Here is a 21,632-nt window from a genome sequence, read left to right on the forward strand (position 1 = left end):
TCGTCGGATGTGCCCGTCAAGCCTAATGGTCCACCGGCCCCGCCGCGTGCAGGTCCACTCTCTGGGACACGCGCCGCCCGCGCTCAGTCGTTGACGCAGCGCAGCACCGGGCGGGTGACGAGGGCGGCGGGGTCGGGCGAGCCGGTGACGTGCAGGGTGACGCTCTCGCCGGGCAGCAGGGTGATCAGCATGTCGTCGACCGAGGAGGCCGGATCGAGGCGGTCGGGGAAGAGGGCGAGGTCGCGCAGGAGGGTGCGGGCGGTGACGGTGACGTCCAGGCCGCCGCCCTGCGCGGGGGTCACATCGGTGTCGTAGACGGCGGTGGGGAAGGCGACCCGCGGATCCTCGGCGAAGAAGCGGAGCGCGCGGTGCCCGTCCAGCCGCACGGACAGCAGCTCGGCCGACGGGTCGCGAGGGACGGCCACCGGGTCCGGGAGGGGGATCCTCGCCACCGAGCGGGGCGCCACCTCGACCTGGACGCTCTCCTTGGCCAGCGGCTCCCCGTCCAGGGCGAGTCGCCGAAGCTCCAGCTCGCCCGTCCAGGGCTGCGGACCGTCGTTGACCACGGCCACCGCGCCGTCCTGGACGGTGAGCAGGCGGTCGGCGTAGACGCGGCGCAGCGCGTACCACAGCGGCTTGCGCCGTCCGCGCCCGTCGACGGCCGACCAGGAGACGACCGGCCAGCAGTCGTTGAGCTGCCAGACGATCGTGCCCGCGCAGTAGGGCGCCAGGGAGCGGAAACGCTCGATGCCGAAGGCGATGGCCCTGGCCTGGTTGAGCTGGGTCAGGTAGTGCCAGTCGTCGTAGGTCCGCGGGGCGGGCAGATGCTCGCCGAGACCGCGCAGCAGCTTGGCGTTGCCCTCGTGCGCCTTCTGGTGGTGCAGGACCAGGGGCGCGTCGGGGGTGAGTTCGCCGCCGACGGCGTCGCGCAGGGTGGTGTGGGCGGGCGGGCCCTGGAAGCCGAACTCGGCGACGAAACGGGGGCGGTAGGCGCCGTAGCGGGTGTAGTCCTCACGGTTCCACACGTCCCAGATGTGCGTGGTGCCGCGCGAGGGGTCGTTGGGCGCCAGGTCGGGGCTCCCCGAATAGGGGCTGCCCGGCCAGTAGGGACGGGTGGGATCCAGCTCGGCCACCAGGGCGGGCAGCAGCTCGTAGTAGAAGCCCGCTCCCCAGGTGCGTCCTTCCAGGCCGTCCTGCCAGCCCCAGTCGGCGTGGCCCTCGATGTTCTCGTTGTTGCCGCACCACAGCACCAGCGAGGGACGCCAGGACAGCCGGGTGACGTTCTCGCGCGCCTCGGCCTCCACCTCCGCGGCGAACGGCTCCTCCTCCGGATAGGCCGCGCAGGCGAACGGGAAGTCCTGCCACACCAGCATGCCGAGCTCGTCGGCCAGGTCGTAGAAGTCCTCGCTCTCGTACAGGCCGCCGCCCCAGACGCGCAGCAGGTTGACGTTCGCGTCGGCGGCCTGGCCGAAGCGCTCGGCCAGCCGCTCACGGGTCACCCTGGCGGGGAAGCAGTCGTCGGGGATCCAGTTGGCGCCGCGCACGAAGACCGGCACGCCGTTCACGACCACGGTGAAGGCCTCGTCGGTGCGGTCGAGGCGGACGTCGCGAAAGCCGATCCGCCGCGTCCACGGCTCCCCCAGCGCCTCGCCGGTCCGCTCGGACAGGCGTACGGCCAGCTCGTAGCGGTCCTGGTCGCCGTAACCGCGCGGCCACCACAGCCGGGGGCCGGGCACCCGCAGCGCCAGCACGGCCTCGCACTCGCCGGGGGCCAGCACCGTCCGCACCGGGACCCCGGCCACCTCCGCGGTCAGCGTGAGGGGCACGTCACGGTCGGCGCGCTCGACCGTGACGTGCACCTCGACCCGTCCGTCCCCGCTCACCAGCGGGCGCACCGACGCGAGCCTGGCCACGCTCCAGCCCTCCAGGCCGATGGGGCGCCAGATGCCGGAGGTGACGACGGCCGGTCCCCAGTCCCAGCCGAAGTTGCAGGCCATCTTGCGGATGAACTGGTAGGGCGCCTCGTAGGCGCCCGGCCGGTCGCCCAGTTCGGCCCTGCGCGCCTCGGCGTACTCCACCGGGGAGGCGAAGCGCACCCGCAGCGAGTTCTCGCCCTCGCGCAAGAGCTCCCGCACCGCGAAGCGATAGGAGCGGTGCTGGTTGGCGACGCGGGCGACCTCCACGCCGTTCAGCTCGATCACGGCGACGGTGTCGAGGCCCTCGCAGACCAGGTCGGTGCGGTCGTGCCGGTCTGCGTGCCAGGCGAAGACCGTCTCGTAGTCCCAGGCCGAGCGGCCTATCCAGGTCAGCCGGCTCTCGTTGTCGTCCAGGTACGGGTCCTCGGCGAGCCCGGCCGCCAGCAGATCGGTGTGCACGCACCCCGGCACCGTGGCCGGGACGCCCGAGAGGTCCCCGCCCACCTGGTGAAGGGTCCAGCCGTCGTGTAGTTCCCTCAACTCACGCTCCCGCGGATGCCGTGGATGTGCCCTCGCCCCGCCGGACGAGGTGACCGGGTTCGGCCTCCACCAGCGTGGAGGGTCCCTCTCCTGTGTCCCCCGCGGGGGCGGTGGCGGGTTCGCCGTCCCACCGGACGGTGAGTCTCGGCACCGACGACAGCAATTTGATCGTGTACGGGTGGAGGGGGTTGCCGAACACCAGGTCGGTGGGACCGGACTCGACCACCTGTCCCCGGTACAGGACCACGGCCCGTTCGCTGATGTAGTTGCCCAGCGACAGGTCGTGGGTGACGAACAGCACCCCGAGGCCGCGCGACTTCAGGTCGGCGAGCAGGTTGAGGACGTCGATCCTGGTGGAGGCGTCGAGCATGCTGGTGATCTCGTCGGCGACGAGGTATCTGAGGTCGAGCAGGAGCGCTCTGGCGATCAGCAGGCGCTGCAGCTGGCCGCCGCTGAGCTGGTGCGGGTAGCGGCCCAGGATCTGCCCGGGGTCGAGGCCGACGTCCTTGAGTGAGGTGTCGATCCTGCCGGCCCACTCGGAGTCGGCGACGCCGGGGAAGTACTCGTTCCTGATCATCTGGAGCACCCGGTCGGCCTTGAAGACCGGGTTGTAGCAGCTGAACGGATCCTGGAACACCCCCTGCACGTGCCGGTAGTAGGCCTTGCCCGGCCTGGCCGGCTCGCCGTCGAGGGTGATCCGGCCCTTCGTGGGGCGGACCAGCCCGAGTACGGTCTTGCCGAGGGTCGTCTTGCCGCTTCCGCTCTCACCGATGAGGGAGACCACCTCCCCCGGTGCCAGGTCGAGGCTCACGTCGTCCACGGCGGTGAGGGTCGCGGTGCCGAAGGCACCCACCCGGTAGGTCTTGGTGACCCCTTCGAGGCTCAACATCGTCCGAATCCTTCGGGTCAGGCCTTCCAGCAGGCGACGTGATGGCCGGGGGTGACCTCGACCGGCGGTGGGTCCTGCGCGCAGCGCTCGAAGGCGAGCGGGCAGCGGTCCCTGAAGCGACAGCCCGAGGGCGGGTCGAGCAGTGAGGGCGGTCTGCCGGGGATGCCCGACAGCCTGCGCTCGGCGTGGCGGACACCGACCTCGGGCAGCGAGGAGATCAGCATCCGGGTGTACGGATGGCGCGGCTCACCGACGATCACACCCGCCGGCGCCTTCTCGGCCAGCCTTCCCGCGTACATGACCATGATCGTGTCGGCGATCTGGTAGGTGAGCGAGATGTCGTGGGTGATGAAGATCATGCTGCGCACGAAGCCCCGGTCCCTGAACTCCACCAGGGTCCTGGCCACGGCCTTCTGGGTCGACACGTCGAGCGCGGAGGTGATCTCGTCGGCGATGAGCAGGGACGGGTCGAGCAGGGTGGAGACGACCATCACCATCCGCTGCTTCATCCCGCCCGACAGCTCGATCGGGTAGCGATCCAGGACGTCGCGGGGCAGTTCGACCAGGTCCAGGCGTCGCTCCAGCTCGGCGACGTCGAGGCGCTCGCCCCGGGAGGCGAGCAGCTCGGTGACCATCCGGCCGATCTTCCTGGTGGGGTTCAGCGCGCTCATGGAGTACTGCGGGATGAGGGAGACCCGGCTGAAGCGGAAGGGGTTCATCCGGCGGTCGTCGCCGATCGGCAGCTCCTCGCCGTCCAGCTCGACCCCGCCCCCGGCCAGCCGCATCCGCCCGTCCATCCTGATGAGGCTCTTGCCGAGGGTCGTCTTGCCGCAGCCGGACTCGCCCGCCAGGCCGAGGATCTCGCCGTCGCCGACGTCGAAGCTGACGCCGTCGAGCGCCTTCACCTCGCCGCGCAGGGTCCTGTAGTGGACCCGCAGGTCGTTCACACGCAGAGTCATCTACAGCTCCCGCAGTTTCGGGTTGAACACCTCGTCGAGGCCGACGTTCATCACGTAGAGGGCTCCGACGATGGCGGTGATCCCGGCCCCCGGCGGGATGAACCACCACCACATGCCCAGGTGAAGGGCGCTCCAGCGAGCCGCGTTGTTGAGCATCAGGCCGAGCGAGACGCCCTCGCTCGGGCCGAGCCCGATGAAGTCGAGCGAGGCGGCGATCAGGATCGACCCGCCGAACAGCAGGATGAAAGTCATGAAGAGGTAGGAGCTCATGTTGGGGGCGATCTCCCTGGCGATGATCTTCCAGGTGCGCACGCCGCTGAGCCTGGCCAGGTCCACGAAGTCGCGCGAGCGCAGCGAGAAGGTCTGGGCCCTGATCGCCCTCGCCGCCCAGGGCCAGGAGGTGAGCCCGATGAAGAGCGCCTGCACGCCGACGCTGCGCACACCGAGGTAGGCGTTGACGATCAGCAGCACCGCCAGCGCGGGCAGGACCAGGACGATGTTGGTGATCATGTTCAGCACCTCGTCGACCAGCCCGCCCCGGTATCCGGCGGTGAAACCGACCGCCATGCCGATGATCGCGGCCAGCCCGCCGCCGAGCACCCCCACCTGGAAGGTGAGGCTGAGTCCGTAGACGAACTGGGCGAAGATGTCCTGGCCGAACATGGTGGTGCCGAACCAGTGCTCGGCCGAGGGCGGCGAGGCGGGGGCGGCGACGTAGGCGTTGGGGTCGCCCCCGACGATCACGGGGGCGGCCACGGCCAGGACGAGCAGCGGGACCAGCACGGCGAGCCCCGCCAGCAGTTTTCCGTTGCGCATCGCGAAGTACAGACCCTCGCGGCGCCTGGCGGGCACGGCCGTCACGACGGCCTTCCCCTCCTGGCGCGGGTCCGCGGGCACGGCGGTCACGCGGCCTCCCCTCCCATCCCGGTCCTGGTACGCGGGTCGACCAGGACGTAGACGATGTCGATGATGAAGTTGGCGATCAGCACTCCCACGACGATGAACAGGAAGGTCCCCTGCAGCAGGAAGAAGTCCTGGTTCTGGATCGCCTTGAGGATGAGGTGCCCCAGTCCCGGATAGGAGAAGACGATCTCGGTGACGAGTGCCCCGGCCACGAGCACGCCGAGTTGCAGCGCCAGGCCGGTGATCTGCGGCAGGACCGCGTTCCTGAACGCGTAGCGCCGGATGAGCCGCTGGGAGGCCCCGAGCGAGGACAGGTAGGTGGAGTAGTCGGCCTCCAGCTCATAGATGATCATGTTGCGCATCCCGATCGCCCAGCCGCCGAACGCGACGAGGAAGAGCGAGACGAACGGCAGGAACCAGTGCAGCGCCAGGCTCCCGAGAAACTCCCACGACCAGTTGGGCCGCATGGAGAAGCTGTAGCCGCCGGAGACGGGGAAGATCCCGGCCACGATGCCCAGTCCCCAGGCCATCAGGATGGCGAGCCACATGTAGGGCGTGGCGGTGAGCACGTACCCGATCGGCAGGGCCGTGTTGTCCAGCCACTTGCGTCTGGCCGCGAAGGCGCCGAACCTGTTGCCCGCCCACCAGCTGAGCAGGATGGAGGGGATGAGCAACGCCAGCGTGTACGGCACCGCCCGCACGATGACGTCGGTCACCGGGGTGGGGAACAGCCAGATGCTGGTCCCCAGGTCGCCCCGGAAGAGCGCCGCCCAGAAGTTGGCGTACTGCTCCCAGAGCGGCAGGTCGAGCCCGAACAGGTTCGAGTAGTGGGCCCGCATCGCCTCCACGGCGGCGGGCTGTGACACGTTCGCCCTGGCCAGCATGCTCTGGACCGGGTCGCCAGGCATGAAGCGCGGGATCATCCAGTTGATCGTGACGGCCACGAGGAAGGTGAGCCCGTACACGAGCAGCTTCCGGCCGAAATAGCGTCGCACGCGATCCTCCAGAATCGGCGAGATGGGCCCCTCCCCGCGCGGCCACGGAACCTGGCCGGCCGGTCGTCCCGCCCCGGGTGGGGCGAGGGCCGGGCGGGCGGCGCGGGAAGGGGGTGAGGATCGCGGGGATCAGCCTCCGGCGGGCTTCAGCTCGGTCAGGGTGAGCACCCCGCCCAGCTCAAGCCAGTTGCGCCACATGGTCGGCGGGCTCTTGGGCGTCGCGGCGTCGGAGGAGGGCCAGTTGGTCCAGACCGCGTTGCTGGTCTGCGCCCACAGGCCGTTGTACCAGAGTGGGATCACCGGCAGATCGTCCAGCTGGATCTTCTGGATCTCCGAGGCGACCTGCTTCATGCCCTCGAGGTCGTCGGCCTTCTTGCCGTCGAGATCCTGGACCAGGTCCCAGACCTTCTTGTTCTCGTAGCGGCCGAAGTTGACGGTGTTCTGCTGCTTGTTGATCGGCAGCCGGAACATGTAGTCGTAGTACATCCAGGGGGTGTTGGACAGCTGCCGCTCGTTGTTGAGCAGCAGGTCGAACTTGCCGGACGCGCGCTGGTCGACGAGCGCGTTGTAGTCGGGGAACTCGGGGGTGAGGTCGATCCCGGCCGCCTTGGCGCCCTCGGCGATCACCCGGCTCGCCTCCATCCAGTCGGTCCACCCCGCCGGGACGATGACCTTCAGCGAGACCTTGGAGCCGTCCTTGTTCTCCACGAACCCGTCGCCGTCGCCGTCCTTGTATCCGGCGTCGGCCAGCAGCTTCTTCGCCTTCTTGGTGTCGAAGGAGAAGCCCTTCTCGCTCACCACGGCCTGGTCGACGTACTTGTCCCACTGGGGCAGCAGCCCGGTGGGGCCGGCCGCCTTGACCAGGTTGCCGTATACACCCTCGACGATCTTCTTGGTGTCGACGGAGTTGGCGATCGCCTTGCGGAAGGCGGGATCGTCCAGCGGCTTCTTCTTGGTGTTGGGCACCAGGAAGGCGGTGTTGGCCGAGAGCATGTAGGGCGGTTCCGGATAGTAGGTCTTGATACCGAAGTTGCCCTTGACCAGGTTGGCCACCCCGGGCAGGAAGTTGTTGCTGAGGTCCAGGCCCTTCTGCAGCAGCAGGCCCATCGCGACCTCGTTGCTGGAGTTGACGATGTCGACGACGTACTTGGGCTTGACGTCCTTGCCCAGCGCGGCGGTGGCCCACCAGCCGTCCCGCTTGACCAGGGCCATCCTGTCCTGGTCGTGGCTGTGGTAGGCGTACGGCCCGGTGCCGACCGGCTTCTCGTTGACGCCGTTCAGCACCTCCTCCTCGGAGCGGCCCTCCCAGATGTGCTTGGGGACGATCGCGTTGCCGTAGACCCAGTTGGCCCACTGCTGGTAGTTGGCCTTGGAGAAGGTGAACCTGACCGTGCTCTGGTCGACCGCCTCGACCTTCTCCAGCCAGTCCCACAGGTTGGCGTAGGGGATGGTCTTCATCTTGCCGAGCTCGACCGTGAAGACCACGTCGTCGGCGGTGAACGGCTTGCCGTCGGCCCAGGTGACCCCCTGCCTGATCTTGAGGTCGTAGGTCTTGTCGTCCGTCCAGGTGCCGCTCTCGGCCAGCCAGGGGGTGAACTCGTCCGTCTGGGGGTCGTACAGGAACAGGGTTTCGTAGATGAGCCCCTTGGTGCCGACCGCCGAGTCCCAGGTCCGCAACGGGTTCCAGTTCGCGGGGGGACCCCACTGGGTGCCACTGGTGTACAGGGTCTCGTTGCGGGGGAACGCGGCGTTCGCGTCGCCCGCACCACCCGCACCGCCGGACGGGGCCGCGGCGCCGGAACCCTGCGGCGCCGCGCTCGGGGCGGACGGCGTCGTGGATCCTCCGGTGCACCCGGTCGCGACCATACAGGCCGCCATCCCGAGGATCGCGAACCTTCGTCGAATCCGCATCGACAGTCTCCTCTCCAGCATGGGAGCGCTCCCAACCGATCTAGACGCGACCGCATGCGCTGGCTGAACCGGATAAGTAACGTGACCGTAAAGTCAATGTGTCGGCACTGTCAATAGGCGACTGGACCGGTTCAGTTACAATCACCCCGATCGGGGAGAGTGACATGAGAAGACCGACGATCACGGATGTCGCCAGACAGGCCGGGGTCTCCAAGGGCGCGGTCTCGTACGCCCTCAACGGGCAGCCCGGCGTCTCGGAGAGCACCCGCGCCAGGATCCTGGCGATCGCCGAGGAGATCGGCTGGCGCCCCAACAGCGCGGCCCGCGCCCTGAACGGTGCGCGGGCCCACACCGTGGGCCTCGCCCTGTGCCGCCCGGCCCGCACCCTCGGCATGGAGCCCTTCTTCATGGAGCTGATCAGCGGCATCGAGAGCGAACTGTCGGCCCGTTCCTACGCGCTCACGCTGCAGGTGGTCACCGACCACAGGCAGGAGGTCTCGATCTACCGGCGCTGGTGGGCGGAAGGCCGCATCGACGGCGCCATCCTGGTCGACCTGCACGTGGACGACCCGCGCGTCCCCGAGTTCGAGGCGCTGGACCTGCCCTCCGTGGTGGTCGGTCATCCGTCGGGGGCCGGGTCGCTGGTCTCCGTCTGGTCCGACGACGACGGCGCCGTTCACGAGACGGTGGGATATCTCGTCGCGCTCGGCCACCGCAGGATCGCGAGGATCGCCGGACTGCCACGCCTGCTCCACACCGTGCTACGCGACCGTGCCTTCGCCCAGGCCTGCGAAGGCGTCGCCGAGCACGTGACCGTGCACACCGACTACACCGGCGAGGAGGGAGCCCGCGCCACCCGGCGACTGCTCAGCTCCGCCGACCGGCCCACCGCGATCGTCTACGACAACGACATCATGGCCGTCGCCGGGCTGTCGGCCGCCCAGGACCTGCGCCTGGATGTGCCGGACGACCTGTCCATCGTCGCCTGGGACGACTCCCCCCTCTCCCGCGTCGTCCGCCCGCCGCTCACCGCCCTGAGCCGGGACATCTCCGCCTACGGCGCCCACGCCGCCCGCAGGCTCCTCGCCCTCGTCACCGGGGAGGCCGGGGAGGAGGCGGGCCCGTACGAGGACGAGACCGCCCGCCTCACCCCCAGGGCCAGCACCGCTCCCCCGCCCTCCGAGGTCCGCTGAGGACCTCCACGTCGGGGCCGCGAGCTCTTCTCAGCGCCTGGTCAGGATGACGAGCGGCGCCGGATGCTCCATACCTCGACATACCTCGGCGCGTTCGAAGCCCGTGCTCGCCGCGAAGACACGCCCGTCGCCCTTCCCGCACAGGATCCGGCGGCCGCCCCCCGCCCGGCGACAGGGAAAGGGCCGGTACGACGGATGTCGTACCGGCCCTTCAGGGGCTCGCGGTGAAGCCCTCAGGTGCTACTTGGTGATCAGCGCCCGTAGCGGCCGCGTGCGGAGGAGCCGCGACCGTCGGCGCGGAACTCCCCGCCGCGGAAGCCGCCCTGGCGCTCGCCGCGGAACGACTCGCGCTCGCCGGCCGGACGCTCGGAACGGTGACCGCCGGCCGAAGCCGGACGGTCGGCGCGGAACGGCTCGCGCCGCTCGCCACCGCGGTAGCCACCGGCGGGACGCTCGGAGCGGAAACCGCCGCCCGAGGGACGCTCGGAACGGTAGCCGCCACCGGCGGGGCGCTCGGAACGGTACTGACCGCCGCCGGAGGCACCACGGTTGTCGTCACCGAAGGAACGCTCACGGGACGACTGGCCCTCGCCACCGTGGGCGGGACGGTCGGAGCGGAAGCGGCGCGGGCCACGCCCACCACCGTTGCCACCGAAACCACCGCGCCCCTGACGCTGCTTGGCGGCCGGTGCCGAAGGCTCCCAGACCGGGATCGGCTCGCCGCTGGGCATCCGCGCGCCGGCGACCTCCTCCAGGCGCGGGTGGCCCGGGGTCGCCTTGAGACGGAACGGCTTGATGCCCGCGCGGCGGGTCATCGCGTCGGTGGAGCGGCGCTCGTTGGGGAGCACCAGCGTCATGACGGTGCCCTTCTCCCCGGCGCGGGCGGTACGGCCACCGCGGTGCAGGTAGCTCTTGTGGTCCTGGGGCGGGTCGACGTGCAGCACGAGGCTGATGTTGTCGACGTGGATGCCTCGGGCCGCGACGTCCGTGCAGACCAGGACGTTGATCGCGCCTTCCTTGAACTCGGCCAGGATGCGGGTGCGCTGGTTCTGGCGCTTGCCGCCGTGCAGGCCGCCGGCGCGGATGCCGACCTGGGCGAGCTGCTTGCACAGCCGGTCGACCCCGTGCTGGGTGCGCACGAAGATGATGGTCCGGCCCTCGCGGTTCGCGATCTCGGCGGTCACCGGGAACTTGTCGTCGCGGTGCACCTCCAGCACGTGGTGCTCCATGGTGTCGACCGAGGAGGCGGCCGGAGCCATGGAGTGGGTCACCGGGTTGGTGAGGAAGCGGCGGACCAGCTTGTCGACGTCGCCGTCGAGGGTGGCCGAGAACAGCAGGCGCTGGCTGTCTGCCGGGGTCTGCTGCAGGATCGCGCTGACGACCGGGAAGAAACCGAGGTCGCACATGTGGTCGGCCTCGTCGAGGATCGTCACCTGGACCTCGTCCAGCATGCACTCACCCTGCTGCATGAGGTCGGTGAGACGGCCCGGCGTGGCGACGATGACCTCGACGCCGCGGCGCAGCGCCTCGATCTGGCGGCCCATGGACATGCCGCCGACAACGGTCTTCATCCGCAGCGACAGGCCGCGGCCGAGCGGCTCGAGGGCGTCGGTCACCTGCATGGCGAGCTCGCGGGTCGGCACCAGGACGACGGCGAGGGGGTGGCCCGGACGGGCCTTGGCGCCGGCGATGCGGGACATCATGGGCAGACCGAAGGCGAGCGTCTTGCCGGAGCCGGTCTGGCCACGGCCGAGAACGTCGTGACCGGCGAGAATGTCGGGGATCGTGGCCCGCTGGATGGGGAAGGGACTGTCGATGCCCGCACGGGAGAGACCGGTCACCAGCGGCTTCGGCAGACCGAGGAGGGTGAACTCGGACGGACCTGCGGGGGCCTGGGAAATCTCGGTGATGTCGGTGATTTCGGGCAGAACAGCGTCAAGCATGGTCACGAAGACTCGTGCCTTTCGATAGAAGAACGGGGCACGTCACTTCTGCGAAAGGACGAGCCTGGAACGCACGGCCTGAGGCCGCGCTGGATCAACACCCACATGAAGGGCGGTAGTGCGGTGCAAGTCGAGGCGCACCGCACGGGGCGGGTCTAGCTTACCCGCACGCAGTCAAACCACGATCAAGCATACCCGGCGTTCGCAGTGCCGGGTTCGGTCGGGGCGTCCGGCATGGGCCGGCCGCTTGTCCGTCGGTTGGAGTCAACACTCCGAGGCCGGGTTTTTCTTCCCGGCCTCGGAAATCCTCTCACACAATTGGCCACAGCCCGAACCGAGGGGGTGCGAGCCGTGCCGCGAAGTGCCGCTCAGACGTTGAAACCCAGCATCCGGAGCTGCTCGCGACCCTCGTCGCTGATCTTGTCCGGGCCCCACGGCGGGAGCCACACCCAGTTGATCTTGACGTCGGAGACCATGCCCTCCAGGGCCGAGTGCGCCTGGTCCTCGATGACGTCGGTCAGCGGGCAGGCCGCGCTGGTCAGCGTCATGTCGATGGTGGCGACCGGCAGGGCGGCCCCCTCGCCGCCCTCACCGGCCCCGTCGGCGGCGTCCAGGTGGAGCCCGTAGATCAGGCCCAGGTCGACGACGTTGATGCCGAGCTCGGGGTCCACGACGTCCTTGAGCGCCTCCATGACCTCGTCATGAGTGGCGTCACCGTCGTACGCCGTGGTGGGGGTCTCTACAGCCTTGCTCATTTGGTGCTCCTCACGACCGCGTCCTTGTAGGCCATCCACGCCAGTAGCGCGCACTTCACCCGGGCGGGGAACTTGGCGACCCCGGCGAAGGCGACGGCGTCGCCCAGCACGTCCTCGTCCGCCTCGATCTTTCCCCTGCCCTGCATGAGCCGGGTGAACTCCTCCACGACACCGAGGGTCTCGTCGACGGTCGAGCCGGTGGCCAGCTCGTGCAGCACGGAGGCCGCGGCCTGGCTGATGGAACAGCCCTGCCCGTCGTAGGAGACGTCCTCGACCTTGCCGCCGTCGCCCAGCTTCACGCGCATGGTGATCTCGTCACCGCACGTCGGGTTCACGTGGTGGACCTCGGCGTCGTACGGATCGCGGAGCCCCCTCCCCTGCGGGTGCTTGTAGTGCTCCAGGATCAACTCCTGGTACATGGACTCGGCGATCATAGGGTCGTGCTCACCTTCTCGTTCGCTGCGCCGTGCGCTCGTGCGTCGCCGGACGCCGTGCGGCGGGCGTCCGCCGCCCGCCGTCCGCCCGGACGCCGTCTCGACTGCTCGGGCATGGCTAGGCGAACACCTTCCGCACGTGGTGGAGGCCGCGGACCAGTGCGTCGATCTCGGCCGGTGTGTTGTAGAGGTAGAAGGACGCCCGCGTGGTCGCGGGAATCCCGAACCTGAGGTGGAGCGGGCGTGCGCAGTGGTGTCCCACGCGCACGGCCACCCCGAAGTTGTCATCCAGGATCTGCCCGACGTCGTGCGGGTGAATCCCCTCCAGGGTGAAGGAGACCGTACCGCCCCGGTCGGCGAGGTCCAGCGGGCCGACCACCCGCAGCCCGGGGATCTCCCCCAGCGCGCCGAGCGCGTACGCGGTGAGCTCGCGCTCGTGGCGCACGACGGCGTCCATCCCGATCTCCGACAGGTAGTCGACCGCGGCGCCGAGGCCGACGGCCTCGACGATCGGCGGGGTGCCCGCCTCGAACTTGTGCGGCGCGGGCGCGTAGGTCGAGCGGTCCATCCAGACCGCCTCGATCATCTCGCCGCCGCCCATGAACGGGGGCATCGCCTCGAGCAACTCGCCGCGGGCCCACAGCACGCCGATCCCCGAGGGGCCGACGACCTTGTGACCGGTGAAGGCGAGGAAGTCGACGCCCAGCGCGGCCACGTCCACCTGCTGGTGGGGCACCGACTGGGAGGCGTCGAGCATCATCAACGCGCCGACCTCGCGGACCCTGGCGAGCACCGGGGCGACCGGGTTCACCGTGCCCAGCACGTTCGACTGGTGCACGATCGAGACGATCTTCGTGCGCTCGGTGACGAGCTCGTCGAGGTTGGACAGGTCAAGGCGGCCCGAGTCGGTGACGGAGAACCACCGCAGGGTCGCGCCGGTGCGCTGCGCGAGCATCTGCCACGGCACGATGTTGGAGTGGTGCTCCATCTCCGAGACGACGATCTCGTCGCCGGGGCCGAGCCGGAAGCGGGGGTCCTCGCCGACGGGGTTGCCGAAGGCGTACGCCACCAGGTTGATCGCCTCGGAGGCGTTCTTGGTGAAGACGACCTCGTCGCGGTCGGGCGCGCCGATGAAGGCGGCGACCTTGTCGCGGGCGTTCTCGTACGCCTCGGTGGACTCCGCGCCCAGCACGTGCATGGCCCGGCCGACGTTGCTGTAGTGCATCGCCATGTGCTCGCGCATCGCCTCGACCACCTGGGTCGGCTTCTGCGCGGAGTTTCCCGAGTCGAGGTAGATCAGCGGCCTGCCGCCGGGAAGCTCACGGGAGAGGACGGGGAAATCCTTCCTGATCCTCTCCACGTCAAGGCCGGTGTCCATCAGGCGGACGCCTTCGTGTAGGCCTCGTAGCCCTCCGCCTCGAGCTTCTCCGCGAGCTCGGGGCCGCCCTGCTCCACGATCCGCCCGGCGGAGAAGACGTGGACGAAGTCCGGCTTCACATAGCGCAGGATGCGGGTGTAGTGGGTGATGAGCAGCACACCGGTCTCGCCGGAGCGGAAGCGGTTGATGCCCTCGGAGACCACGCGCAGCGCGTCGACGTCGAGGCCCGAGTCGGTCTCGTCCAGGACGGCGATCTTCGGCTTGAGCAGCTCCAGCTGAAGGATCTCGTGGCGCTTCTTCTCACCGCCGGAGAAGCCCTCGTTCACGTTGCGCTGGGCGAAGGCCGCGTCGATGGACAGGGCGTCCATGCCGGACTTGAGGTCCTTGGCGAACTCGCGGAGCTTGGGAGCCTCGCCGCGGATGGAGGTGACGGCGGTGCGCAGGAAGTTGGAAACGCTGACGCCGGGGACCTCGACCGGATACTGCATCGCGAGGAACAGGCCGGCGCGGGCGCGCTCGTCGACCGTGAGCTCCAGCAGGTCGACCCCGTCGAGCAGGACCTGGCCGCTCGTGATGGTGTACTTGGGGTGGCCCGCGATCGCGTACGCGAGCGTGGACTTGCCCGAGCCGTTGGGACCCATGATGGCGTGGGTCTCGCCGGCCCGCACGGTCAGGTTCACGCCGCGCAGGATCTCCTTGTCGGCGACGGTGACGTGCAGGTCGCGGATCTCCAGGGTGGACCCCGAGGGGACTCGGCTCGTGTCAGACACTTTATGACTCCTTCGAGAGCGAGACGAGGACGTCATCGCCGTCGATCTTCACTCGGTATACGGGAACGGGCTTGTTGGCGGGCGGGCCGGTGGGCTTGCCCGAGCGCAGGTCGAAGCACGAGCCGTGCAGCCAGCACTCCAGGGTGCCGTCGTAGACCTCCCCCTCGCTGAGTTTCACCTCGGCGTGGGAGCACACGTCGTGCAGCGCGTGGACCTCCTCGCCCTGGCGGACCAGGGCGACGGGGGTGCCGTCGACCTCAAGGCCGATGACTCCCTCGTCGGGGATGTCCGCGAGCTTGCAGACCTTCTCGAACGTCACTTCTCAAGCTCCGCCTCGACCCGGGCGAGCACCCGCTCGCGAAGCTCGGGAACCTCGATCTTCTCCAGCAGCTGCGCGAAGAAGCCCCTGATGACGAGTCGGCGCGCGTCCTCGAAGGGGATGCCGCGGGCCTGGAGGTAGAAGATGTGCTCGTCGTCGAGGCGGCCCGAGGCGCTGGCGTGGCCGGCCCCGGCGACCTCGCCGGTGAGGATCTCCAGGTTGGGCACCGAGTCGGCGCGGGCGCCGTCGGTGAGCAGCAGGTTGCGGTTGAGCTCGTAGGTGTCGGTGCCCTCGGCCTCGACCCGGATGATGACGTCGCCGATCCAGACCGCGTGGGCGTCGGTGCCCTGCAGCGCGCCGCGGTAGTCGACGTTGCTGCGGCAGCCGGGCTTGGAGTGGTCGACGAGCAGGCGGTGCTCCAGGTGCTGGCCGGCGTCGACGAAGTAGAGGCCGTTCAGCTCGGCGTCGCCGCCGGGGCCGGAGTAGGCGACCGACGGTGACAGTCTGACCAGGTCGCCGCCGAGGGTGACCACGAAGCCGCGGAAGGTCGCGTCCTTGGCCAGCAGGGCGTGGTGGTGGGAGACGTGCACGGCGTCGTCGGCCCAGTCCTGCAGGCTGACGACCTTGAGCGTGGCGCCCTCGCCCACGACGAACTCGACGTTGTCGGCGTAGACGGCACTGCCCTGGTGGTCGAGCACGACCACGGCCTCGGCCATCGGCTCCAGCCGCACGACCGTGTGGCCGTACGCGGTGCCCTCGCCGGAGCCGAGGAAGGTGATCACGGTCGGCTTGGAGGCGACCGCCTCGCGCGAGACCGTGAGCACGGTGGCCTTCTCGAAGGAGGAGTAGGCCTGGGCGCTCACCCGGTCGGCGGGCACGTAGGCCTTACCGACCCGCTCGTCGTCGCGGCCGACGGTCTCCACGGTGACCTCGGGGGCGGCGTCGACGTGCACGACCACGTTCGCCGAGGCCGCGGCGCCCTCGTGCAGACCCTTGAGCCGGGAGAGCGGGGTGAAGCGCCACTCCTCCTCCCTGCCGGTCGGTACCTCGAAGTCGGCCACGTCGTACGAGGCCTTCTCGTGGAGGGTCGACAGGGGCTTTCCTGTGTCGAGACCCATCAGCCGACGGCCCCTTCCATCTGCAGCTCGATCAGACGGTTCAGCTCCAGGGCGTACTCCATCGGGAGCTCGCGGGCGATCGGCTCCACGAAGCCCCGGACGATCATCGCCATCGCCTCGTCCTCACCCAGACCGCGGCTCATCAGGTAGAAGAGCTGGTCGTCGGAGACCTTGGAGACGGTGGCCTCGTGCCCCATGGAGACGTCGTCCTCGCGCACGTCCACGTAGGGGTAGGTGTCGGAGCGGCTGATCTGGTCGACGAGGAGCGCGTCGCACTTGACGGTGCTGGCGCTGCCGTGAGCGCCCTCCTCGATCTGGACCAGGCCGCGGTAGGAGGTGCGGCCGCCGCCGCGGGCGACGGACTTGGAGATCACCGAGGAGCTGGTGTTCGGCGCGAGGTGCACCATCTTGGCCCCGGCGTCCTGGTGCTGGCCCTCACCGGCGAAGGCGACGCTGAGGGTCTCGCCCTTGGCGTGCTCACCCATGAGGTAGACGGCCGGGTACTTCATGGTGACCTTGGAGCCGATGTTGCCGTCGACCCACTCCATGGTCGCGCCCTCGTACGCCACGGCGCGCTTGGTGACGAGGTTGTAGACGTTGTTCGACCAGTTCTGGATGGTCGTGTAACGGCAGCGCGCACCCTTCTTCACGATGATCTCCACGACGGCGCTGTGGAGCGAGTCGGAGGAGTAGATCGGCGCGGTGCAGCCCTCGACGTAGTGGACGTAGGAGTTCTCGTCCACGATGATCAGGGTCCGCTCGAACTGGCCCATGTTCTCGGTGTTGATCCGGAAGTAGGCCTGGAGCGGGATCTCCACGTTGACGTTCGGCGGCACGTAGATGAAGCTGCCGCCGCTCCAGGTGGCCGTGTTCAGCGCGGCGAACTTGTTGTCGCCGACGGGGATCACGGTCCCGAAGTACTCCTTGAAGATCTCCTCGTGCTCCTTGAGGGCGGTGTCGGTGTCGACGAAGATGACACCCTTCTCCTCAAGGTCCTCACGGATCTTGTGGTAGACCACCTCGGACTCGTACTGGGCGGCGACGCCGGCGACCAGGCGCTGCTTCTCCGCCTCGGGGATGCCGAGCTTGTCGTAGGTGCTCTTGATGTCTTCCGGCAGGTCCTCCCAGGAGGCGGCCTGCTTCTCCGTCGAGCGCACGAAGTACTTGATGTTGTCGAAGTCGATGCCGCTGAGGTCGGAACCCCAGTTGGGCATGGGCTTCTTGCCGAAAAGGCGCAGCCCCTTCAGACGAAGGTCCAGCATCCACTCCGGCTCGCTCTTCAGCGCGGAGATGTTGCGGACGACCTCTTCGGACAGGCCACGCCGGGCCGTCGCTCCCGCGGCGTCCGAGTCGGCCCAGCCGAACTTGTAATTCCCGAGGCCTTCCAGCTCCGGGCGGTCGGTGACAGTCACCTTCCGGTCTCCTTGCTCGATGTGTCGATCGTTTCGTGGATTGCCGGCGATCGCGCCGGATCGGGTGCCGGGGAGTCTCCTGCGCCCGGCCCCGGTGCTCTGTGAGGGCTGACGTGCGTGGTGCACACGCCGTCGCCGTGGGCGATGGTCGCGAGCCGCTGCACGGGGGTGCCGAGGATGCGCGCGAACGCCTCCGTCTCGGCCTCGCACAGCTGCGGGAACTCCGCGGCCACGTGCGCGACCGGGCAGTGGTGCTGGCACAGCTGCTCGCCGCCGAGGCTCGCCTTGCTCGCCGAGGCGGCGTAGCCGTCGGCCGACAGCGCCTCGGCGAGGACACGGACCCGCTGGTCGGCGGGGACCTCGCTCATCCTCGGTCTCAGGCGGTCGACCAGGCCGGCCACCTGGGAGTGGGCGAACTCGGCCACGGCCTCGGGACCCACGCGCTCGGCCAGGAAGCGCAGCGCGCTCCCGGCGAGGCCGTCGTAGGCGTGCTCGAAGGCGCTGCGGCCGGCGTCGGTTATCGCGAACAGCTTCGCCGGTCGCCCGCGCCCGCGCTGGCCTCGCGGCCTCGCGGTGCGGGCCTCGGCCATCCCCTCGGCCAGCAGGGCGTCGAGATGCCTGCGGACGGCGGCGGGGGTGAGGCCGAGCCGCTCGCCGAGGGCGGCGGCGGTGATGGGCCCGTGTTCCAGGATGAGCCGGGCGACACGCGCTCGCGTGCTGCGCTCGGCGGACACGCCGGAGGGCCGCGCGATGGCGGCTCCCTCGGTGTCCTGCATCCCGGTCACGTATTTCACAACATCAGTGTGCCGTAATTGCTTCCCGAGTTACAAACCCGATGTACGGTCGTCCGGAATGTGGTTCATCACGCAGGTAAGGCTTACCTAAGCTGGGGAAACGCTCCGCGCGGTCCCACGCAGCCCGGCGAAGGCGGCGAGCGCGGCGAGGGTGAAACCGGCCAGCACGACGGCCATCGGCAGTGCGGATCCCTCCCCGCCCAGCCCCACCAGCGGTGCGGCGACGGCGCCGAGCGCGAACTGCAGCACGCCCGTCAGCGCGGCCGCGCTACCGGCGATCCGCGCGGGCTGACCGGCCAGGGCGAGCGCGCCGCTGCCCGGCAGGACGAGGCCCGCCCCGCACATCATCGTGAACAGCGCGGTGACCAGCACCGGCAGCGGCAGGTGGAACAGGGCCGCGGCGAGCACCCCGGCGGCTCCGGCCACGCCCAGGAACAGCCCGGCGAGAATGAGCCGGGCCGGGTCCAGGCGCCCGGCGAGGCGCCCGCCGACCTGGGCGGCGATGGTCAGGCCCAGCGCGTTCAGCCCGAACACCAGCGAGAAGGTCTGCGCCGAGGTGCCGTAGACGTCCTGGAGCACGAAGGGCGACCCGGAGATGTAGGCGAACATGGCCGCGAAGTTCAGCCCTCCGGCGAGGGTCGCGGCCATGAAGGGGCGGTCGCGGAGCAGGTGCCAGAAGGTGGTGAGGGTGTGCCTGAGCCCGCCCCTCTCACGCCGCTCGGCGGGAAGCGTCTCGCGTACCCCGGACAGCGCGAAGACCAGCAGCAGCAGGCCCGCGACGCTCAACGCGACGAACACGCCCCGCCAGGAGGTGTGGGCGAGCAGTTGCGCGCCCGCGATCGGGGCGAGGATCGGGGCGAGGCCGGTCACGAGCATGAGGGTGGCGAAGATGCGGGCGATGGCCGCCCCCTCGTACAGGTCGCGGACGATCGCGCGGACGATCACCAGCGCGGCGCCGCCCGCGATGCCCTGGAGCAGGCGGAAGCCGACCAGCCCGTACACCGAGGGCGAGAAGGCGCACAGCAGGGAGGCCGCGGCGTAGGCGGCGATGCCGATCAGGAGCGGGCCCCGGCGTCCGCGCGTGTCGCTGATCGGGCCCGCGATGACCTGCCCGACCGAGAATCCGATGAGGCAGGCGGTGAGGGTGAGCTGCACCTGTGCCTGCCCGCTGCCCAGGTCGGCGGCGATGGAGGGGAAGGCGGGAAGATACATGTCGATCGCGAGAGGGCCGACCGCCGACAGCGCTCCCAGGATGGCGAGCAACAGTCCCCTGCGCCGTACGATCGGCGCCACCTCCGGCTCGACGGCGGCCGCGGTCATACCCGTATCCCCTTTTTCGCAGGCTACGCCCCCACTGACGGGCGATGACGGCCCACAGGGGCCGAAGCGTCCCAACCAACAACCGGTCACCCGAATTCCTGCTTTTCGGAAATTTCCTCGAAAAAACCTTTAGGTGTGAACGGAGGGCGGCCGGGCGCCGCGCGGGAAACGGGTTCCCGGCGGCCGCGGACGCGTGGTCCGGGAGCGTGACCGGCGGGCGCGGTCCCTAAACTCGTGGCCATGGACTCCCCAGCCGTCGAGATCGTCGACCTGGTCAAAAGATACGGCGGGACGACCGCGATCGACGGCCTGACCTTCAACGCCGCCCGCGGCGCGGTCACCGCGGTGCTGGGCCCCAACGGGGCCGGCAAGACCTCCACCCTGGAGATCTGCGAGGGGTTCCGCCGGGCCGACGGCGGCACCGTTCGGGTGCTCGGGCTCGACCCGTCGAGGCCGGAACTGCGGGCCAGGGTCGGGGTGATGCTCCAGGCGGGCGGCGTTCCCCCCGCGTCCCGCTGCGGGCAGTGGCTGCGGCTGATGGCCCGCTTCCACGCCCACCCGCTCGACCCCGCGGCGCTGCTGGAACGGCTGGGGCTGAGCGAACACGCCCGCACCCCGTACCGCAGGCTCTCCGGCGGCCAGCAGCAGCGCCTGTCACTGGCCGGAGCGGTCATCGGCCGCCCGGAGCTGGTCTTCCTTGACGAGCCGACCGCGGGCCTGGACCCGCAGGCCAGGCACGCCTGCTGGGAGCTGGTGAAGGACCTGCGTTCCAGCGGGGTCTCGGTGGTGCTCACCACCCACCACATGGACGAGGCGGAGAGACTCTCCGACCAGATCGTGATCATCGACCGCGGCAGGGTCGTCGCCGAGGGCACGCCCTCCTCCCTCACCGGCGCCGAGCGGCAGCTGCGCTTCCGCGCCCGCCCCGGCCTCTGCTTGGACGAGTTGCTCGCCGCCCTGCCCGCCGGCAGCACGGCCAAGGAGTCGCCGGCCGGGCACTACATCATCGAGGGGCAGGTCGTACCCGGCCTCCTGGCCACGGTGACGACCTGGTGCGCCGCCGAGGGCGTGACCGCCGACGACCTCAGCATCGAGCGGCGCACCCTGGAGGACGTCTTCCTGGAGCTGACCGGGCGTGAGCTCCGGTGACGCCCTCGAAACCCAGACCGCAGGAGAGCCCAATGATGACGACCCTGGACCTCACGCCGGCCCCCGGAGCCGCGCCGCTGGGCCGGATGGTGGCGGCCCAGGCGGGAGCGGAGATCCGGGCGATGCTCCGCAACGGCGAGCAGCTGCTGCTCACGATGATCATCCCGGTGCTGCTGCTCGTCGGCCTCTCCTCCGCCCCGATCATCGACGTGGGCGGCGGTTCCCGGATCGGCTTCATGACCCCCGGCGTGCTCGCGCTCGCCGTGATGTCCACCGCCTTCACCGGGCAGGCCATCGCGACGGGCTTCGAGCGCCGCTACGGCGTGCTGAAGCGGCTGGGCGCGACCCCGCTGTCGCGGACCGGGCTGATGCTGTCCAAGACGCTCGCGGTGATCGCGGTGGAGGTCGTCCAGGTGACGGTCATCTGCGCGGTGGCACTCGCCCTGGGCTGGCACCCCACGGGCTCGCCGCTCGCGGTCCTGGCGCTCATCGTGCTGGGCACCGCCGCGTTCAGCGGGCTCGGCCTGCTGATGGCGGGGACGCTGCGCGCCGAGGCCACGCTCGCCGCGGCGAACCTCGTCTACCTGCTCCTGCTCGCCTGCGGCGGGGTCGCCTTCCCGCTGGCGAGGTTTCCCGAGGCGGTGCGGCCGGTGCTGGAGCTGCTGCCGATCTCGGCGCTGACCGGAGGGCTCCGCGCGGTCCTGAGCGACGGCACGGGAGCACCGCTCGCCGCCGTGGCGATCCTCGCGGCGTGGGCGGCCGTGTCGCTCTTCCTCACCTCCCGGACGTTCCGCTGGGAGTGACCCGCCCGGAAACCGGTTACCAGGGATCGCCTAAATCGGGAATTTCTCCACCTATCACCGCAAAAGATCAACCAGAATGATCGCCAAGATCTACCATCCTCCAGGTGATCATTACCGGAACGCGATCTTCA

General features: G+C 69.8%; 19 protein-coding genes. 3 read left to right on the forward strand and 16 right to left on the reverse strand.

The features are described 5' to 3' along the window. Window positions 1-83: 83 nt before the first annotated feature. The 6 genes from AB0B96_RS09170 to AB0B96_RS09195 all read right to left on the reverse strand — a co-directional run bounded on the left by AB0B96_RS09170 (window position 84) and on the right by AB0B96_RS09195 (window position 8,113). The gene (locus AB0B96_RS09170) at window positions 84-2,456 is read right to left on the reverse strand and encodes a glycoside hydrolase family 2 protein (protein ID WP_362897311.1); all 2,373 of its coding nucleotides are present in this window, start codon (window positions 2,454-2,456) and stop codon (window positions 84-86) included. A gap of 1 nt (window position 2,457) precedes the next feature. Then, window positions 2,458-3,345 (reverse strand): ATP-binding cassette domain-containing protein, encoded by an 888-nt coding sequence (locus AB0B96_RS09175; RefSeq protein WP_362897312.1) that lies wholly within the window; start codon window positions 3,343-3,345, stop codon window positions 2,458-2,460. A gap of 17 nt (window positions 3,346-3,362) precedes the next feature. Further along, window positions 3,363-4,304 carry an ABC transporter ATP-binding protein gene (locus AB0B96_RS09180; RefSeq protein WP_350947734.1) on the reverse strand — a complete coding sequence of 314 codons (942 nt, stop codon included), beginning with the start codon at window positions 4,302-4,304 and terminating at the stop codon, window positions 3,363-3,365. Next, window positions 4,305-5,120, reverse strand: coding sequence for an ABC transporter permease (locus AB0B96_RS09185; protein WP_350947816.1), 816 nt, complete (start codon window positions 5,118-5,120; stop codon window positions 4,305-4,307). Between the two features lie 86 nt (window positions 5,121-5,206). Continuing rightward, complete coding sequence (locus tag AB0B96_RS09190) at window positions 5,207-6,202, reverse strand: ABC transporter permease (RefSeq protein ID WP_350947735.1); 996 nt, start codon at window positions 6,200-6,202, stop codon at window positions 5,207-5,209. A 129-nt stretch (window positions 6,203-6,331) separates the two neighbouring features. Continuing rightward, window positions 6,332-8,113 (reverse strand): ABC transporter substrate-binding protein, encoded by a 1,782-nt coding sequence (locus tag AB0B96_RS09195; protein ID WP_362897313.1) that lies wholly within the window; start codon window positions 8,111-8,113, stop codon window positions 6,332-6,334. 164 nt (window positions 8,114-8,277) lie between these two features. On the opposite strand from AB0B96_RS09195, the gene AB0B96_RS09200 reads away from it, so the two are divergent. Beyond that, on the forward strand, window positions 8,278-9,306 hold the full coding sequence (locus AB0B96_RS09200; protein ID WP_362897314.1) for a LacI family DNA-binding transcriptional regulator: 1,029 nt from the start codon (window positions 8,278-8,280) through the stop codon (window positions 9,304-9,306). A gap of 251 nt (window positions 9,307-9,557) precedes the next feature. Here the strand turns inward: AB0B96_RS09200 and AB0B96_RS09205 are convergent, their stop codons facing one another. The 10 genes from AB0B96_RS09205 to AB0B96_RS09250 all read right to left on the reverse strand — a co-directional run bounded on the left by AB0B96_RS09205 (window position 9,558) and on the right by AB0B96_RS09250 (window position 19,549). After that, window positions 9,558-11,249, reverse strand: coding sequence for a DEAD/DEAH box helicase (locus AB0B96_RS09205; RefSeq protein WP_362897315.1), 1,692 nt, complete (start codon window positions 11,247-11,249; stop codon window positions 9,558-9,560). Between the two features lie 368 nt (window positions 11,250-11,617). After that, window positions 11,618-12,004 carry a metal-sulfur cluster assembly factor gene (locus AB0B96_RS09210; RefSeq protein WP_362897316.1) on the reverse strand — a complete coding sequence of 129 codons (387 nt, stop codon included), beginning with the start codon at window positions 12,002-12,004 and terminating at the stop codon, window positions 11,618-11,620. After that, window positions 12,001-12,438 carry a Fe-S cluster assembly sulfur transfer protein SufU gene (gene sufU, locus AB0B96_RS09215; RefSeq protein ID WP_350947740.1) on the reverse strand — a complete coding sequence of 146 codons (438 nt, stop codon included), beginning with the start codon at window positions 12,436-12,438 and terminating at the stop codon, window positions 12,001-12,003. Before sufU ends, AB0B96_RS09210 begins: the two co-directional genes overlap by 4 nt. Window positions 12,439-12,556: 118 nt before the next feature. Continuing rightward, complete coding sequence (locus AB0B96_RS09220) at window positions 12,557-13,816, reverse strand: cysteine desulfurase (RefSeq protein ID WP_362897317.1); 1,260 nt, start codon at window positions 13,814-13,816, stop codon at window positions 12,557-12,559. Beyond that, on the reverse strand, window positions 13,816-14,550 hold the full coding sequence (gene sufC / locus AB0B96_RS09225) for a Fe-S cluster assembly ATPase SufC (protein ID WP_362514373.1): 735 nt from the start codon (window positions 14,548-14,550) through the stop codon (window positions 13,816-13,818). Before sufC ends, AB0B96_RS09220 begins: the two co-directional genes overlap by 1 nt. 37 nt (window positions 14,551-14,587) lie before the next feature. Further along, window positions 14,588-14,905: a non-heme iron oxygenase ferredoxin subunit gene (locus AB0B96_RS09230; protein WP_350947742.1), complete on the reverse strand. Its 318-nt coding sequence runs from the start codon at window positions 14,903-14,905 to the stop codon at window positions 14,588-14,590. After that, a complete protein-coding gene (gene sufD / locus AB0B96_RS09235) occupies window positions 14,902-16,023 on the reverse strand; it encodes a Fe-S cluster assembly protein SufD (RefSeq protein WP_362897318.1) in 1,122 nt (373 codons plus the stop codon). The genes AB0B96_RS09230 and sufD overlap by 4 nt, the downstream gene beginning before the upstream one ends. Continuing rightward, window positions 16,023-17,435, reverse strand: a complete 1,413-nt coding sequence (gene sufB / locus AB0B96_RS09240; RefSeq protein WP_344920891.1) for a Fe-S cluster assembly protein SufB — start codon at window positions 17,433-17,435, stop codon at window positions 16,023-16,025. The genes sufD and sufB overlap by 1 nt, the downstream gene beginning before the upstream one ends. After that, window positions 17,432-18,211, reverse strand: a complete 780-nt coding sequence (locus AB0B96_RS09245) for a metalloregulator ArsR/SmtB family transcription factor (RefSeq protein WP_362897395.1) — start codon at window positions 18,209-18,211, stop codon at window positions 17,432-17,434. Before AB0B96_RS09245 ends, sufB begins: the two co-directional genes overlap by 4 nt. Window positions 18,212-18,316: 105 nt before the next feature. Further along, window positions 18,317-19,549 (reverse strand): multidrug effflux MFS transporter, encoded by a 1,233-nt coding sequence (locus tag AB0B96_RS09250; protein ID WP_362897319.1) that lies wholly within the window; start codon window positions 19,547-19,549, stop codon window positions 18,317-18,319. A 240-nt stretch (window positions 19,550-19,789) separates the two neighbouring features. On the opposite strand from AB0B96_RS09250, the gene AB0B96_RS09255 reads away from it, so the two are divergent. Together AB0B96_RS09255 and AB0B96_RS09260 are read left to right on the forward strand one after the other, a co-directional pair. Next, window positions 19,790-20,698: an ABC transporter ATP-binding protein gene (locus AB0B96_RS09255; protein ID WP_350947745.1), complete on the forward strand. Its 909-nt coding sequence runs from the start codon at window positions 19,790-19,792 to the stop codon at window positions 20,696-20,698. 35 nt (window positions 20,699-20,733) lie between these two features. Beyond that, window positions 20,734-21,501 carry an ABC transporter permease gene (locus AB0B96_RS09260; protein WP_350947819.1) on the forward strand — a complete coding sequence of 256 codons (768 nt, stop codon included), beginning with the start codon at window positions 20,734-20,736 and terminating at the stop codon, window positions 21,499-21,501. The last annotated feature ends 131 nt before the right edge of the window (window positions 21,502-21,632 follow it).

The organism is Streptosporangium sp. NPDC049046, from assembly GCF_040649155.1.
Taxonomy (GTDB): domain Bacteria; phylum Actinomycetota; class Actinomycetes; order Streptosporangiales; family Streptosporangiaceae; genus Streptosporangium.

Bases quoted from the DNA above. Each gene is read 5' to 3' on its own strand.
- AB0B96_RS09175 (WP_362897312.1), bottom strand. From the start codon at position 3,345: ATGTTGAGCCTCGAAGGGGTCACCAAGACCTACCGGGTGGGTGCCTTC.
- AB0B96_RS09180 (WP_350947734.1), bottom strand. From the start codon at position 4,304: ATGACTCTGCGTGTGAACGACCTGCGGGTCCACTACAGGACCCTGCGC.
- AB0B96_RS09185 (WP_350947816.1), bottom strand. From the start codon at position 5,120: ATGCGCAACGGAAAACTGCTGGCGGGGCTCGCCGTGCTGGTCCCGCTG.
- AB0B96_RS09195 (WP_362897313.1), bottom strand. From the start codon at position 8,113: ATGCGGATTCGACGAAGGTTCGCGATCCTCGGGATGGCGGCCTGTATG.
- AB0B96_RS09200 (WP_362897314.1), top strand. From the start codon at position 8,278: ATGAGAAGACCGACGATCACGGATGTCGCCAGACAGGCCGGGGTCTCC.
- AB0B96_RS09205 (WP_362897315.1), bottom strand. From the start codon at position 11,249: ATGCTTGACGCTGTTCTGCCCGAAATCACCGACATCACCGAGATTTCC.
- AB0B96_RS09210 (WP_362897316.1), bottom strand. From the start codon at position 12,004: ATGAGCAAGGCTGTAGAGACCCCCACCACGGCGTACGACGGTGACGCC.
- sufU (WP_350947740.1), bottom strand. From the start codon at position 12,438: ATGATCGCCGAGTCCATGTACCAGGAGTTGATCCTGGAGCACTACAAG.
- AB0B96_RS09220 (WP_362897317.1), bottom strand. From the start codon at position 13,816: ATGGACACCGGCCTTGACGTGGAGAGGATCAGGAAGGATTTCCCCGTC.
- sufD (WP_362897318.1), bottom strand. From the start codon at position 16,023: ATGGGTCTCGACACAGGAAAGCCCCTGTCGACCCTCCACGAGAAGGCC.
- AB0B96_RS09245 (WP_362897395.1), bottom strand. From the start codon at position 18,211: ATGCAGGACACCGAGGGAGCCGCCATCGCGCGGCCCTCCGGCGTGTCC.
- AB0B96_RS09250 (WP_362897319.1), bottom strand. From the start codon at position 19,549: ATGACCGCGGCCGCCGTCGAGCCGGAGGTGGCGCCGATCGTACGGCGC.
- AB0B96_RS09255 (WP_350947745.1), top strand. From the start codon at position 19,790: ATGGACTCCCCAGCCGTCGAGATCGTCGACCTGGTCAAAAGATACGGC.
- AB0B96_RS09260 (WP_350947819.1), top strand. From the start codon at position 20,734: ATGACGACCCTGGACCTCACGCCGGCCCCCGGAGCCGCGCCGCTGGGC.